Source organism: Flavobacterium humi, from assembly GCF_004745595.1.
Lineage (GTDB): Bacteria > Bacteroidota > Bacteroidia > Flavobacteriales > Flavobacteriaceae > Flavobacterium > Flavobacterium humi.
Genome location: NZ_SRLH01000009.1, coordinates 1 through 13,761, shown reverse-complemented (window position 1 = coordinate 13,761; position 13,761 = coordinate 1). Strand labels below are relative to the sequence as shown.

The following is a 13,761-nucleotide window of genomic DNA, read 5'->3' as shown; positions in this document are numbered from 1 at the left end:
TCCGGATTATTCTATCCTTGTTAATTCCATTTTCCAGTTCCATTCCCATGTCCTTCCGTTATCGGTTGAAAAAGCCTGCGACCATTTCGGCTGCTGAGGATTTGTGGCATCCCATTGGTACAGTACAAGGATTTCCTGGTTGTTAAAGACATCATTCGCATAAAACCGTCCGAGGCCGTTTTCATAAGAGCCCGTTACAGGTTTTTCGTCCATTGTTGTGCCGTTGCTGTCTACCCAGTATATTTTCCATAATTTGGTTTCTTTATTGAAAAGGCGGATAGCCATTCCTTCAAAAGGCGTTCCGTTGTTGTTGGAATAGAAGTTTTCGATGTTCCCAAAGCCGTTTAAAGTTTTTTTCATGTGTAATTCCGCTTCAAATTCGATCCATTCGTCACTATTGGCGAGCCTGGATTTCAGCATCCGGTTGTGTACTTTCCATTTGCCTTGCAGGAAGTCGAAATCATTTTCCGAAGAAGTGCTTGAGGGTTTGATGTCTAAGGTTTTTGTTTTTTTGATTGATGTCAGTTCCATTGTTTTTGTTTTAGAAGTTTGAGCGTTTGCAGTAAGTGCCGCTATTGAAAAAAGCAGCAGCAGTTGTTTTTTTGAGATTTTTCATGATTGTTCGATTTTTGATTGATGATTGGAGATGATTTTAATTGGAATGGATTAAACGGCTGAGTTGCCTTTCGCTTTGCAAACCCACCTGTAACGCTATGTCTAATCGGGTCAGGTCAGGGTTTTTCATGAATTCTTTGATTTTTTCCTTTCGGATTACCGTGATATAGTCATTGACAGTAATGTCGGTTTCTTTTTTGAATATCCGGGTGAAATTACGTTCGCTCATGCAGGCGATTTCTGCTAATTCGCTCAGGTTTGCTTTTTGGTTGATATTTTCAACAATCCAATCCTGGGCTTTATGGATTCCCGAATGGATGTGGTTCCTGAAGCCCAGCAATTCGCTTTCCTGCTTCTGATTGCCGTTCCGCCTATTGTAAACGACTAATTCCCGGGCCACAAGATGCGCAAAATAACTTCCTTTCAATTCTTCAATAATATGTAGGGTCACATCGATGCCCGAAGCAATTCCGGCACTGGTGTAAATGCCTCCCTGTTGGGTGAAAAGAATATTGTCTATCACTTTGGCCTTTGGGTATAATTCCTGTAATTGTTGTGTCCTTTTGAAATGAGTGGTACACGGAATGTTGTTCAGTAGGCCACATTCGGCCAATACAAAAGCGCCGGCGCAAATGCTTACCAGTTGTACTCCCGAATGGTAATTCTTGATGATCCAATGAAATAAATCAGTGTTTTTTTTGAAGGTATCGGAAATCAGGTAACTCGCATTCGATCCTGGAATAATCAAGAAGTCCCCTTTGTTGAGCCGTACTTCCGAAAAATGTTTCAAACCGGCAATGGGCAGCCCTGCGGTAGAAATGACGCCATTTTCCAGGCAGCAGTATTCTATTTCGAAATCAGCGCCAAAATCTATGGCTTCCAGGATTGCCTGGTCCGGCCCGGCTAAATCCATAAGGTGGATTTGTGGTAAAATCAGGAATGCAAATTTTAGTTTCATTTTTTGTCAATCATAAATTACCTTACAAAGATAAACACTTAAACAATTACTGATTGGTCAATAAAAGGACATTTTCGGCCAAATAAAAAAGCCAATCGTTATGATTGGCTTTTGTTTTAAAGCTGCTGCAGCTTTTGTATTTATTTGTTGTTTTCGATTACATAATCGAGGACTTTTCGCATCAAATGCACACGGTCTTTGCCTTGAACATTGTGTTTGTGCATCGGATAAGGAAAGAAATCAACCTGTTTTTCCGCCTCTACAAATTTTTTGATCAGGGCAAAATTTTGCTGCATGACTACAACATCATCGCTTGTACCGTGAATAAGAAGGAATTTCCCCTTTAGGTTTTTTACATAATTCAACGTGCTGGATTCGTCAAATCCTTTTGGGTTTTCCGCCGGAGTGTCCATATAACGTTCACCATACATAATTTCATAAAATTTCCAGTCGGTCACAGGCCCGCCGGCAACACCTACTTTGAATACATCCGGTTTGCGAAGCATTAGCGAAGTTGTCATGAAACCTCCAAAACTCCATCCGTGTACGGCAAGGCGGTTGGCATCTACATAAGGCAAAGATTTTAAATACTCAACACCTTTTAACTGGTCTTCCATTTCGTTTACACCCAATCGTCCGTGTACCGTGCTTTCAAAAGCAAATCCTCTATTGTCCGAACCACGGTTGTCTACAGTAAAGACCAAATAGCCTTGTTCGGCCATCCAGTACATCCAAAGATTGGCACCATCAAGGAAGGAATTGGTAATCAGCTGGGCATGGGGACCACCATAAACATAGACTAAAACCGGGTATTTTTTGGCAGGGTCGAAAGTACTCGGTTTGATCAGCCTGGTATACAAATCAGTAGTGCCGTCAGCGGCTTTGATGGTCTTTATGTCTGCAGTTCCCATCTCGTAACCGGTATATTTATTTGGGCTTTCCAACAAGATTTTTGCTTTTAGGCTTTTGTCGTACAACACAGATTTAGAAGGAGTAGCATGATTGGAATATTCGTCAAAGAAATAATTTCCATCGGTACTGATAGTCACAGTATGGACTCCCTGGTCTTGGGTAATCAAAGCCTGCTTGCCTTTCAAATCAACTTTGTAAACCAGCATATTTGTGGCATTTGGACCTGTCGCCTTGTAATAAATTTCAGTTCCGGCAGCATTTGACCCGATAATTTCACGGACAGGAAACGTATTGGCTGTAAGCTGTTTGATCAATTTCCCTTCAATAGAATAATAATACAAATTATTGAAACCGTCTTTTTCAGAGATCCAGATAAAATTGTCAGACTTGGCATTTGGGAAGAAAGCATCATGTTCCGGCTCTACCCATTTTGAATTTTTTTCATTCAATAAGGTTCTTACAAAAGCTCCGGTGGCGGCATCGTAAAGGTTCAGGGACATGTCGTTTTGCCCGCGGTTCAGTTCAGCAATTATGACATATTTCTCGTCTGGTGTCCAGGAAAGGTTTGTAAGGTAATCGTCCTGGTTGCCTTTCGGCGAAATGAAAACGGTTTTGCCCGTTGCCAGATTGTAAATCCCCACTTTTGGTTTTTCGGATGCCTGGCCGATCATTGGGTATTTGATGTTCACTAACTTGCCTGGAGTTTCATTGATGTCCAGTAGAGGATAATCGGCTACGTCACTTTGGTCTTTTTGATAAAAAGCCAGAAAACGTGATTTCGGCGACCAGAAAATTCCGTTTTTGATCCCAAATTCATTTCTGGCAATAAACTGACCGGATACGATAGCTTCGTTTGTTTCCGATGTTACCGCGATTTTTTCCTTATTGGCATTGAAAAAGAATAGATTGTTTTTTTCTGTAAAAGCCACATTTTGTTTTGAAGCATCGAAAGTGATGTTTTCTGCGCTGCCAGAAGTATTCTGTATGTTTTTCCCGGATTTCGTGGCCAGCGAATACGTATAGAATTTCCCGCCTTCCGACGCAAGGAGGGTATTGGTGTCAATCCAGGTGATCCCGGCAAAATTTTTCAGTTTTGTCCCTAAAGCCGAATTCATTTCTGCTAAAGTGACTAATTCTGCCGCTTTCGAATCTGCAGCACTGGCAGAAACCATTTTGCTCCAATTGTCTGTGTAATAGACATATTTGCTGGTGTTTGGAATCCATTGGAACCCATCGAGCTTGTCCGCCTTAAATTGCCTGTTTTGTTGCAGGACCGATTCGTCCAGCGTAAGTTTTTTGTTTTGAGCAGAAGCAAAAAGAGTAAAGAAAATACCTAATGCCACCCATATCCTTTTATTCATAATGTGGTTTTTTTGATGGTGTCAAATGTATAAAAAAAGGACAATGTTTTAAGACTTTAAGAGTCTATTAACATTATCCTTTGTGTCTTTACCGAGTCAGAATCAAGCGATTCCTATTTATTTAGGAAATTATGGAACCGTTACGATAACTTTACCACGGGTTTTGCCTGTTTCTACCTGGGCATGGGCCTGCGATAATTTTTCGAAAGGGAAGGTATGCCCGACAGTTGCTTTGAGTTTCCCTGATTGTAACCAATCTGCAATTTGGCGCATGTCATCTCCATTGCTTTCCACCATTTCAAAGGCTATGGTAATGTTGTTTTCTTTTCCTTTTTCGACCACAGCTTCATTAAATCCGGCTGAGGGCAATGTGATGATTGTCCCGCCTTTGCGTACAGTTTGTATGGTGCGCTCCAGGGTTTCTCCGGAAAGTGCATCAAGGGCAAAATCCAGGTTTTTTACACTGTTTTCAAAAGGTTGTTCTGTATAATCGATCACAATATCAGCGCCTAAAGATTTGACAAAATCAATATTTTTTCCAGAAGTGGTCCCGGTAACGTGAGCCCCGAGGATTTTGGCTATCTGTACGGCAAAATGCCCGACACCACCGGCCGCCGCGTGGATAAGCACCGAATCTCCGGAATGTACATGCCTTTTTAAAACTTGGTAAGCGGTAAGCGCAGCAAGTGTAGCTGCCGCCGCTTCTTCATGGGAAACCTGTTCCGGTTTTCTGGCCAAATGGCTTGCCGGAGCTGCCACATATTCGGCGTAAGCCTTACCATGGCCAGGGAAATTGACCATGCCAAATACGGCATCACCAATTTTAAAATCCGTTACGTTTTCCCCGACACTTTCTACAATTCCTGAAACATCCCAACCCAAGATAATCGGGTGGTATTGTTCTTTGAAATCGTTGTAAAAACTTTTTCCCAAGCGTGTTTTGACATCCACAGGATTGATCGATATCGCTTTGACTTCGATTATAACTTCATTAGCCGAAGGTATAAGTTTGGCTACTTCTATTAGCTGGAGCTGATCTATGGAACCGGCTTCTTTTAATTCAAATGCTTTACTCATAATGCAATTTTTTTGATTTATATTTAAACTATACAATTTATAGTTACAAAATTAAGTATAGTTATTTATCTTTGCAATAACTATCCAAAAGGATAGGAGAAGATTATGGGCCTACATTTTGAAAGCGAGTTATACCAGATAGAAGAAAAAACCTATCCGTGCACCACAAGCATTACCATGGAATATATTGGAGGTAAATGGAAAATGGTGATTTTGTACCATTTGAAAGACGGCGTGCGACGCTATAACGAATTGCGGAAAATAATGCCAATGGTTACCGAACGTACGCTGAGCCTCCAATTAAAACAGATGGAAGAAGACGGGATTGTAAAACGTGAAGTACATACAACAAAACCTCCGCTGAAAGTAGAATATTCCTTGACCGATTTTGGCAAAACCCTCATCCCGCTGTTGGAATTGATTGCAGAATGGGGATCTTCCGTAGCGAAGGAAAAGGCGAAAGTGGTCAAAATTGGCGGAAAATAAAAAAACCATTCCGAAGAATGGCTTTACGACTGATTTCCAGTTTTTATTTATACATTAAAAGAAGATCCGACAGGATGCAGCATTTCCACTTTGTGGGAATCGTCCAATCCGCTTTGATCCCGTTCTTCCTGGAATTTTTTGAAAGAAGGAACATTTAAAACCCGGGTTTGGATTTCTTCATTCTTATAGGTTGACATATGCAAAAATGTTTTTCCATCTTCGCAAAGAAACACAGAATAACTGAAAAGGGCTGTGTCCAATTGTTGAAAATCTTTTAGGAATTGGGCTATGTTCTCTTTATTCCGGGCTACGAAACTAGATGGTACGGTGTACGATACTTTTACTGCGATCATTTTTTATGTATTTAAAATTTGGGTTATTCCGGTTGCATTCCTGTGGTGATGGCGATCCTGTTCCAGGCATTGATGGTGATGATCATCATGATCACGACTCCCAGGTATTCTTCGCCTAAAACTTTGGCCGCATTTTGATAAGTCGCATCCGAAACATGGTGACTGATCAGGGTTACTTCTTCGGTCAGGGCCAAGATTGCTTTTTCTTCTTCAGAATACAAATTAGTGTCTCTCCAGGCATTGAGCAGGTAGATACGCTGTTCTGATAAACCTAGTTTGCGGGCATCTTTGGTGTGCATGTTAATGCAAAAAGCACAGCCGTTAATTTGGGAAGCCCTGATTTTTATTAATTCTTTGTGGATAGGGTCCAAAGCAGTTGAAGCAATATATTTTTCTAATCCCATGATGGCTTTATATCCTTCAGGTGCTACTTTAGACATGTCGATTCTTGTTTCCATTTTCATTTCTTTTTTAAGATTTGATACAAATTTCAGCAAGATATGTTTCAAAAAACTTAATCTACTTCAAGAAAATCAGGCTAGATTTTCCCGGCTCTTATTTTACTCATGAATTCAGGCGAAAAATCCAGGTAGGAAGCCAGCATGTATTGTGGCACCCGCTGGACGAAATCAGGGAAAGAATCATTAAAATGATGGTACCTTTCCTCTGCGGTCATCGTAAAGAGGTATTTGATCCGCATTTGCGCGGCCCCGAACGATTTTTGCAGCGTCAGTTTGAAATAACGTTCCAGTTTAGGGAGCTGGGACAATAATTCTTCGAGGGCGGTTTTGCTAATCGAGAGTACTTCCGAGTTTTCGATGGCCTGGATAAAGAAATGGGAAGCGTTCTGGTTCTGGAAACTCATATAATCGGTTACCCACCAGCTTTCTATCCCGAACTGGAGTGTTTGCTCGTTTCCTTTGGCATTGATAATATAAGAACGAAGGCAGCCTTTGAGGATGAAATACTGCTTGTTGCAGATATGGCCTTCTTCGAGTAAGAGCGTTTTTTTGCGGATGGTTTGCTGATCGAAATAAGACAGGACCATTTCGGCTTCGGAATCATTCAAATCAATGGATTTTCGTATATGCGCTATCAGGATTGAATTCATAAAGTAAAGATAGGAATCTATTTTAAAAACCGAAAGCATAAAAAAAGCCACCCAAATCAATGGATGGCTTTTCGGTTGGTATCGAAAATAAATTAGTAGTTGAAAAGTTCTTCCAAAGAAACTTCTTCTACGGTCCCTAATTTTTTCAAAGCTTCAAAATCCAAATTTTCTTTTTTACCGATAATTGCGGTATTGTATTTTTTGGTTTTCACTTCTTTATTGAAGAAATCATTTACATTATTCAGCGTAAGCGCCTGGATATTTTTGTAAATATCTTTACGGATGTCATAATCGAAACCTAATTTTTTCAGATTTAACTGATTGAAAAAGATATTTGTTTTGATAATCCTGGAAGATGCAATCTGTTTTAGAGAGGAATCTTTAGCATTGTTAAACTGTTTTTCGATTTTTGGCATATCATTCAACAATACCGAAAGGGCATCTACTGCTTGCGGAAGCTTGTTGGCCTGTGTTCCGATGGAAACCTGCATGTAATCGCTCAGGTCTTTTTCAGGAGCCGTTCTGTAGGTAGCGTTCGCAGAGTAAGCCAGGGATTTCGATTCCCTGATTTCCTGGAATACGATAGAAGACAATCCTGAACCAAAGTACGAATTGAATACGTTTACTGTTCCAACGGTATTGAAATTGTATTTTTCCCCTTTGGCAATCCTGCTCATTTCAGCTTGCACCATGTCGTAATTGGCAAAATACACTTTGTTTTCGGTTACAGGTTCCTCATATTTTTTAGGTGCCGGAATGGCTTTATCAGCGTTTAAGTTATGGTATTTTCCTAAAGCGGCTTCGATTGGCTTAAGGTCGTTTCCGTAAAAGAAAACCTGGTGCTGGTATTGGTTAAGCCCTTTTAGGATGTCTGTCAGTTCGGATGCTTTCATGTCGCGTAACTCTTTCTCCGAAAGGATATCCCTAAAGCGGGACTCTTTTCCGTATTTCGCATAATTCGATAATGCAGTTACGATATTTTCCTTACGTTTTTTAGCATTGGCGCGGCTGTTCAGGATAGTGGAAACACGCGTGTTGTACACATCCTGGTCCGGTTTTACGTTTTTAAGAAGGTTTTCCAGCAATTCGATTCCTTTTGGAAGGTTGCTTTCCAAACCTGTAAGGGTGATGTAACTTAAATCATTTCCGGCATTAACCGAATAGGAAATCCCGATTTTATAGAATTCTTTTTTAACATCTTCAGAACTCAATTGATCTGTTCCCAAATAATCCAGCATTCCGATAGCCAATGACAATTTCTTGTTATGGTCTGATCCCATATTGAAAATGTAATACAGGTTCGCGATCTCGTTCGTATTGTTTTTTACGAAACTTACAGTCGTGTTTTTGATTTTTTTAGTTTGGATCTCTTTTTTGAAATCCACAAAAACAGGAGCCAGTTCGGTAGTGGTCAATTTTGAGAATGTTTTGTAAAATTCAGATTGCGCATCCCTGTTAAGCTGGATAGGAGTGATGCCCGGATTGGACACACGAACCAATTTGTCATTAACTCCTTTTCTCTTGTAGATGATTACATAATTGTCCTTGTAGAACTCATTGGCAAATTTTACAACGTCTTCTTTAGTGATTTTTGAAAGTTCGTTGATTTCAGACAGCACTTGTTCCCAGCTTCTTTTTTCAATGAATGTATTGTATAAAGTGGTAGCCAGGCCATCTGCAGATTCGAAAGTTTTCATTCGGTCCAGTTTCATATTGTTGATAATCGCCTGGATCATCCATTGGTCAAAATCCCCTTTTTTGATTTTAGCCATTTCAGCCAAAAGCAAACCTTCTCCTTCTTCAAGTGTTTGTCCTTCTTTGGTAGATAAAGTCAGGCCATGGTATCCATAATCATTAAAAGTTGAGGCAAAAGAACCGGCACTCAAAGCCAATTGTTTTTGATTGATGTCGATATCGATTAAGCCGACGTCACCTGAATTTGATAAGATATTGGATGTAATATCGGCCAATAAAGCTTCTTTTGTTCCCACTCCAGAAGTCCTCCAGGCCATCATTAGCCTTTCTGCGGTAGGGCTTTTCACATCTCTTCTCACGATAGAAGTCATCGGTTGCTCTACAACCATTTTTTTCATTGGCAATTCTTTGTATTGGAAAGCGCCAAAATACTGGTCTACCATTTTTATGGTTTTGTCAAAATCCAGGTCACCTACTAAAACCACCGCCATATTGTTCGGCACATAATAAGTATTGAAATAATTGTGGATCGCCACCATTGACGGGTTTTTCAAATGCTCCGATTTTCCTATGGTAGTTTGCTGCCCGTATGGTGTGATTGGGAACAAAGCGTTCATCAATTCATAATTTACCAAACGGCCGTCATTGTCCTGAGAACGGTTGAATTCTTCATATACCGCTTCCAGTTCCGTATGGAAAAGGCGAAGTACCAATTCTGAAAAACGTTCTTTTTCGACTACCATCCATTTTTCCAGTTCGTTGGCCGGAATGTTGTTTTTGTATACGGTTTCGTTTAGCGAAGTATGGGCATTTGTTCCTTTGGCACCCAAAGAAGAAATGAGTTTGTCGTATTCGTTCGCTACCGAATATTTGGAAGCCTCTTGGGAAACTTCGTCAATTTTTTTGTAAATCGCTTTTTTCTTTTCAGGATCGGTTTCGGCTTTGTGCTGTTCGTACAAGTCGGAAATCTGGGCAATTAATTTCTGTTCCGTTGGCCAGTCCTGTGTTCCGATTTTACTGGTTCCCTTAAAAACCATGTGCTCTAAATAATGCGCCAATCCTGTGTTGTCGGCAGGGTCGTTATTGGAACCGGTCCTTACCGGGATATAGGTCTGGATTCTCGGTTCGTCGCGGTTTTGTGCCAAATATACTTTCAAGCCGTTTTTCAACGTGTAAACACGAACTCCGGTCTTGTCATTCTTAACGGTTTCGTAAGTGTACCCTTGTGAGTCTTTCATCTTTTCTGTTATAGCTGTTTGTGCATTGACTGCGGTAAAACCCAGCAATGCAATAAGGGGTAAAATAGTTTTTTTCATTGGTTTAAAAAATTTTGAATAAAAATAAAGAAACAAAAAAGACTATCCTTTAAAATTTTGTTAAAGTGATCCGGTCCTTGCGTTAAGAGCGCCCTGTTTCTAATTGTCGACTGGATATAAAAAATCCCATCGTGCGTTAGCAGATGGGATTTCCTATAGTAAGTAAGTTAAAATTGTTTGTTAAACGTTATTTTACTTTTTTAAGTATTGTCTTGAAAGCTTCCGGGTGGTTCATTGCTAGATCGGCAAGAACTTTACGGTTCAATTCGATGTTGTTAGCTTTGATTTTACCCATAAACTGAGAATAGCTCATTCCTTCCAATCTGGCTCCGGCGTTGATACGCTGAATCCATAAAGCACGGAAATTTCTCTTATTTACTTTTCTGTCACGGTAAGCATAGCTCATAGCTTTCTCAACCGCGTTTTTCGCAACTGTCCAAACGTTTTTACGACGACCAAAGAAACCTTTGGCTTGCTTCATTATCTTTTTTCTTCTTGCTCTCTTAGCAACTGAATTTACTGATCTTGGCATAATTTTTACATTTTTTTTGTAGCAGGCGGTCCGAATTTAATCAAGGACACTTATTGGCCATACTCCAAGGTTATTAAATTGTTTTAAACCTAAAGAATTATTATTAGATAATTCTTAATTGTTCTTTTACACTTTTCATATCAGTACTGTGTACCAATGCTGAATGTGTCAACGCTAATTTACGTTTTTTAGATTTTTTAGTCAGGATGTGACTTTTGAAAGCGTGCTTTCTTTTAATCTTTCCAGAACCAGTCACTTTAAAACGTTTCTTGGCACTAGATTTGGTTTTCATTTTAGGCATAATTTCCCTAATTTATTTAATTCAACTTACTTATTTATCTTTATTTGCTTGCTTTCTTTTTTGGAGAAATAAACATAATCATTCTTTTTCCTTCCAGAACCGGCATCGCTTCCACTTTTCCGTATTCTTCAAGATCCTGCGCCAAACGCAATAATAAGATCTGTCCTTGCTCTTTGTAGATGATAGACCTTCCTTTAAAGAATACGAACGCTTTCAGTTTGGAACCTTCTTTAAGGAACTTCTCGGCATTCTTTCTTTTAAAGTCGTAATCGTGCTCATCGGTCTGAGGGCCAAAACGAATCTCTTTTACTACAATTTGAGTAGATTTCGCTTTAAGTTCTTTTTCACGCTTTTTCTGCATGTAAACAAACTTTTTATAGTCCATTATCTTACATACCGGCGGTTCAGCGTTTGGAGAAATCTCAACTAAATCCAATTCCAATTGGTCAGCTAATTTCAATGCTTCCGAAGTTTTGATAACTCCAGGTTCTACATTATCTCCTACAAGGCGTACTTCTGGAACACGGATAAAATTGTTTATTCTGTGCTCGTCTTTTTTTTCTACTCGAGGCTGGTAACCTCTGTTGTTTCTAATTGCTATGGCTCTTATTTTTTAGTTAGACTTCAAATGTTTTTAGCGTTTTGCTTATTTCTTCGGTAACAATTTTGGCAAATTCCTCAATTGTTACGGTGATATTGCCTTTTCCTTCCTGGCCGTGACGCCTTACGGAAATCGTTCCGTTTTTCTCTTCTTCTTCCCCTACGATCAGCATAAACGGCATTTTCTGAACTTCGGCTTCCCTGATTTTCTTCCCGATTGTTTCGTTTCGGTTGTCAATTAGGGCGCGAATTTCGTGATTTTCTAGCAATTCTAAAACTTTTTTTGCATAATTTTCATATTTCTCACTCAAAGAAAGGATAATAGCCTGTTCAGGCATCAGCCAAAGAGGGAAATTTCCTGCTGTATGCTCCAGTAAAATGGCAATAAAACGTTCCATCGAACCAAACGGTGCACGGTGGATCATTACCGGCCTGTGCAACTCATTGTCAGAACCTTTGTACGTCAGGTCGAAACGCTCCGGAAGGTTGTAATCTACCTGGATTGTCCCAAGCTGCCAGCTTCTGCCCAAGGCATCCTTCACCATGAAATCCAGTTTCGGGCCGTAAAAAGCCGCTTCTCCGCTTTCGATCACATAATTCAGGCCTTTGTCCCTGGCGGCACTGATGATGGCATTTTCCGCTTTTTCCCAATTCTCGACATTACCTATATATTTATCAGGATTGTCAAGGTCCCTTACCGAAACCTGGGCTGTAAAATTTTCAAACCCTAACGAACCGAATACATACAATACAAGGTCAATCACTTTCTTGAATTCCGAATCCAGCTGGTCTGGTGTACAGAATATATGGGCGTCATCCTGAGTAAACCCTCTAACGCGTGTCAAGCCGTGAAGCTCGCCACTTTGTTCGTAACGATAAACGGTACCGAATTCAGCATAACGTTTTGGCAGGTCTTTGTAGGACCATGGTTTTGTATTGTAAATTTCGCAATGGTGCGGACAGTTCATCGGTTTTAGCAGGAACTCTTCACCTTCGGCAGGCGTGTGTATCGGCTGGAAGCTATCGGCTCCGTATTTGGCATAATGCCCCGATGTCACATATAATTCTTTCTGCCCGATATGTGGAGTTACCACTTGTTCGTACCCGGCTTTTTTCTGTGCCTTTTTCAGGAATTGTTCCAAACGATCGCGCAAGGCAGCTCCTTTCGGCAGCCATAATGGCAAACCTTGTCCCACTTTTTGTGAAAAAGCGAACAAGTCCAGTTCTTTTCCTAGTTTTCTATGGTCACGTCTTTTTGCCTCTTCCAGCAATTCCAGGTAATCCGTTAGGTCTTTCTGTTTAGGGAACGAAATTCCATATACACGCGTCAATTGCTTGTTCTTTTCATCACCTCTCCAATAAGCTCCGGCCACGCTCATGATTTTCATCGCTTTGATAATCCCTGTATTCGGGATATGTCCGCCACGGCACAAATCGGTAAAAGTCGAATGGTCGCAGAAAGTGATCGTACCGTCTTCCAGGTTTGAAATCAGCTCTGTTTTGTATTCGTTTCCAATATACATGGCCAATGCATCGGCTTTCGAAACCGGGCGCATCTTGAATTCATGTTTTTCGCGCGCGATTTCCAGGACACGGTCTTCTATAGCTTTGAATTCTGCTTCGGTAATTTTCTTGTCGCCAAAATCGACATCATAATAAAAACCGTTGTCAATCGCCGGCCCAAGTGTCAGCTTAATGCCCGGGAATAATTCCTCAAGCGCCTGCGCCATCACGTGCGAAGTAGAATGCCAGAACGCTTTCTTGCCGTCTTTGTCGTTCCAGGTATATAATATAAGAGAACCGTCGGTGGTTAGTTCAGTCGCGGTTTCAATCGTTGTGCCATTAAAGGAAGCCGAAATCACGTTTCGCGCCAATCCTTCGCTTATACTTTTCGCAACATCCATAGGAGTAGTGCCTTTCGCAAACTCCTTAACCGAACCATCAGGTAATGTAATCTTAATCATTATTATAAATTTATGAACGCAAATATAATCCATTCGCAAAACACACACAATATATATAGAGTATGTTTTTTGATTTTATCTCATTCTTATGCTATCCTTGTTTTTTTGTGCGTGTCCCTTCTCGCGTCATTTGCTAAAAAGTTATTTTGGATGTATGGGGCCGGGCTCTTCGTTGCAATCTTTTGTTTCGTTCCTCCCAAAAGGATTTTCTCTTCGATCCCTCACGCGGGTATACTCTATAATAGGTATGTATTTTTAGAAAGCCAATTTCCTTCTCCTTATATATAGGTGTGTTTTTTAATCCGCTCCTTCTTTATATATATTAGGTATGTTCCCCATTAGCTCCTTTATATATATAATAGGTATGCTTTTTAATCCCCGGATCCGCTCCTTTTTTCATGGGCTAATCCGTTTTTGGGTGTTTTGGGCGGTTTTTGGGCTTTCCCAAACGGCCTTCAGGGCATCTTTGCACCTTGAAAA

General features: G+C 40.4%; 13 protein-coding genes. 1 reads left to right on the top strand and 12 read right to left on the bottom strand.

The window, feature by feature from the left end; translation table 11 throughout:
• Nucleotides 1-6: 6 nt before the first annotated feature.
• The 4 genes from E4635_RS14450 to E4635_RS14435 form a co-directional block, all read right to left on the bottom strand.
• The gene (locus tag E4635_RS14450; RefSeq protein WP_135527416.1) at nt 7-531 is read right to left on the bottom strand and encodes a hypothetical protein; all 525 of its coding nucleotides are present in this window, start codon (nt 529-531) and stop codon (nt 7-9) included.
• Nucleotides 532-652: 121 nt separating this feature from the next.
• The gene (locus tag E4635_RS15865; RefSeq protein WP_135527415.1) at nt 653-1,573 is read right to left on the bottom strand and encodes a GlxA family transcriptional regulator; all 921 of its coding nucleotides are present in this window, start codon (nt 1,571-1,573) and stop codon (nt 653-655) included.
• A 140-nt stretch (nt 1,574-1,713) separates the two neighbouring features.
• Nucleotides 1,714-3,846, bottom strand: a complete 2,133-nt coding sequence (locus E4635_RS14440; RefSeq protein WP_135527414.1) for a S9 family peptidase — start codon at nt 3,844-3,846, stop codon at nt 1,714-1,716.
• Nucleotides 3,847-3,975: 129 nt separating this feature from the next.
• On the bottom strand, nt 3,976-4,923 hold the full coding sequence (locus E4635_RS14435; RefSeq protein ID WP_135527413.1) for an NADP-dependent oxidoreductase: 948 nt from the start codon (nt 4,921-4,923) through the stop codon (nt 3,976-3,978).
• A gap of 105 nt (nt 4,924-5,028) precedes the next feature.
• Here E4635_RS14435 and E4635_RS14430 point away from each other — a divergent pair, with 105 nt between their 5' ends.
• Nucleotides 5,029-5,409, top strand: a complete 381-nt coding sequence (locus E4635_RS14430) for a winged helix-turn-helix transcriptional regulator (RefSeq protein ID WP_135527412.1) — start codon at nt 5,029-5,031, stop codon at nt 5,407-5,409.
• A 47-nt stretch (nt 5,410-5,456) separates the two neighbouring features.
• On the opposite strand, the gene E4635_RS14425 is transcribed toward E4635_RS14430, so the two are convergent.
• The 8 genes from E4635_RS14425 to thrS all read right to left on the bottom strand — a co-directional run bounded on the left by E4635_RS14425 (nt 5,457) and on the right by thrS (nt 13,281).
• Complete coding sequence (locus E4635_RS14425; protein WP_135527411.1) at nt 5,457-5,762, bottom strand: hypothetical protein; 306 nt, start codon at nt 5,760-5,762, stop codon at nt 5,457-5,459.
• 23 nt (nt 5,763-5,785) lie between these two features.
• Nucleotides 5,786-6,220 (bottom strand): carboxymuconolactone decarboxylase family protein, encoded by a 435-nt coding sequence (locus tag E4635_RS14420; RefSeq protein ID WP_135527410.1) that lies wholly within the window; start codon nt 6,218-6,220, stop codon nt 5,786-5,788.
• Nucleotides 6,221-6,300: 80 nt separating this feature from the next.
• On the bottom strand, nt 6,301-6,873 hold the full coding sequence (locus E4635_RS14415; RefSeq protein ID WP_135527409.1) for a Crp/Fnr family transcriptional regulator: 573 nt from the start codon (nt 6,871-6,873) through the stop codon (nt 6,301-6,303).
• Between the two features lie 92 nt (nt 6,874-6,965).
• Complete coding sequence (locus tag E4635_RS14410; protein WP_135527408.1) at nt 6,966-9,884, bottom strand: M16 family metallopeptidase; 2,919 nt, start codon at nt 9,882-9,884, stop codon at nt 6,966-6,968.
• A 187-nt stretch (nt 9,885-10,071) separates the two neighbouring features.
• On the bottom strand, nt 10,072-10,416 hold the full coding sequence (rplT, locus tag E4635_RS14405; RefSeq protein ID WP_135527407.1) for a 50S ribosomal protein L20: 345 nt from the start codon (nt 10,414-10,416) through the stop codon (nt 10,072-10,074).
• 103 nt (nt 10,417-10,519) lie between these two features.
• Nucleotides 10,520-10,717, bottom strand: a complete 198-nt coding sequence (gene rpmI, locus E4635_RS14400) for a 50S ribosomal protein L35 (protein ID WP_081709383.1) — start codon at nt 10,715-10,717, stop codon at nt 10,520-10,522.
• A gap of 40 nt (nt 10,718-10,757) precedes the next feature.
• Nucleotides 10,758-11,312 carry a translation initiation factor IF-3 gene (infC, locus tag E4635_RS14395; protein WP_135527406.1) on the bottom strand — a complete coding sequence of 185 codons (555 nt, stop codon included), beginning with the start codon at nt 11,310-11,312 and terminating at the stop codon, nt 10,758-10,760.
• 22 nt (nt 11,313-11,334) lie between these two features.
• Complete coding sequence (gene thrS, locus E4635_RS14390) at nt 11,335-13,281, bottom strand: threonine--tRNA ligase (RefSeq protein WP_135527405.1); 1,947 nt, start codon at nt 13,279-13,281, stop codon at nt 11,335-11,337.
• Nucleotides 13,282-13,761: the final 480 nt, after the last annotated feature.

What these genes read in the sequence shown, in the direction of transcription:
- E4635_RS14450 (WP_135527416.1), bottom strand. Translation starts at nt 531, where the DNA reads ATGGAACTGACATCAATCAAAAAAACAAAAACCTTAGACATCAAACCC.
- E4635_RS15865 (WP_135527415.1), bottom strand. Translation starts at nt 1,573, where the DNA reads ATGAAACTAAAATTTGCATTCCTGATTTTACCACAAATCCACCTTATG.
- E4635_RS14440 (WP_135527414.1), bottom strand. Translation starts at nt 3,846, where the DNA reads ATGAATAAAAGGATATGGGTGGCATTAGGTATTTTCTTTACTCTTTTT.
- E4635_RS14435 (WP_135527413.1), bottom strand. Translation starts at nt 4,923, where the DNA reads ATGAGTAAAGCATTTGAATTAAAAGAAGCCGGTTCCATAGATCAGCTC.
- E4635_RS14430 (WP_135527412.1), top strand. Translation starts at nt 5,029, where the DNA reads ATGGGCCTACATTTTGAAAGCGAGTTATACCAGATAGAAGAAAAAACC.
- E4635_RS14425 (WP_135527411.1), bottom strand. Translation starts at nt 5,762, where the DNA reads ATGATCGCAGTAAAAGTATCGTACACCGTACCATCTAGTTTCGTAGCC.
- E4635_RS14420 (WP_135527410.1), bottom strand. Translation starts at nt 6,220, where the DNA reads ATGGAAACAAGAATCGACATGTCTAAAGTAGCACCTGAAGGATATAAA.
- E4635_RS14415 (WP_135527409.1), bottom strand. Translation starts at nt 6,873, where the DNA reads ATGAATTCAATCCTGATAGCGCATATACGAAAATCCATTGATTTGAAT.
- E4635_RS14410 (WP_135527408.1), bottom strand. Translation starts at nt 9,884, where the DNA reads ATGAAAAAAACTATTTTACCCCTTATTGCATTGCTGGGTTTTACCGCA.
- rplT (WP_135527407.1), bottom strand. Translation starts at nt 10,416, where the DNA reads ATGCCAAGATCAGTAAATTCAGTTGCTAAGAGAGCAAGAAGAAAAAAG.
- rpmI (WP_081709383.1), bottom strand. Translation starts at nt 10,717, where the DNA reads ATGCCTAAAATGAAAACCAAATCTAGTGCCAAGAAACGTTTTAAAGTG.
- thrS (WP_135527405.1), bottom strand. Translation starts at nt 13,281, where the DNA reads ATGATTAAGATTACATTACCTGATGGTTCGGTTAAGGAGTTTGCGAAA.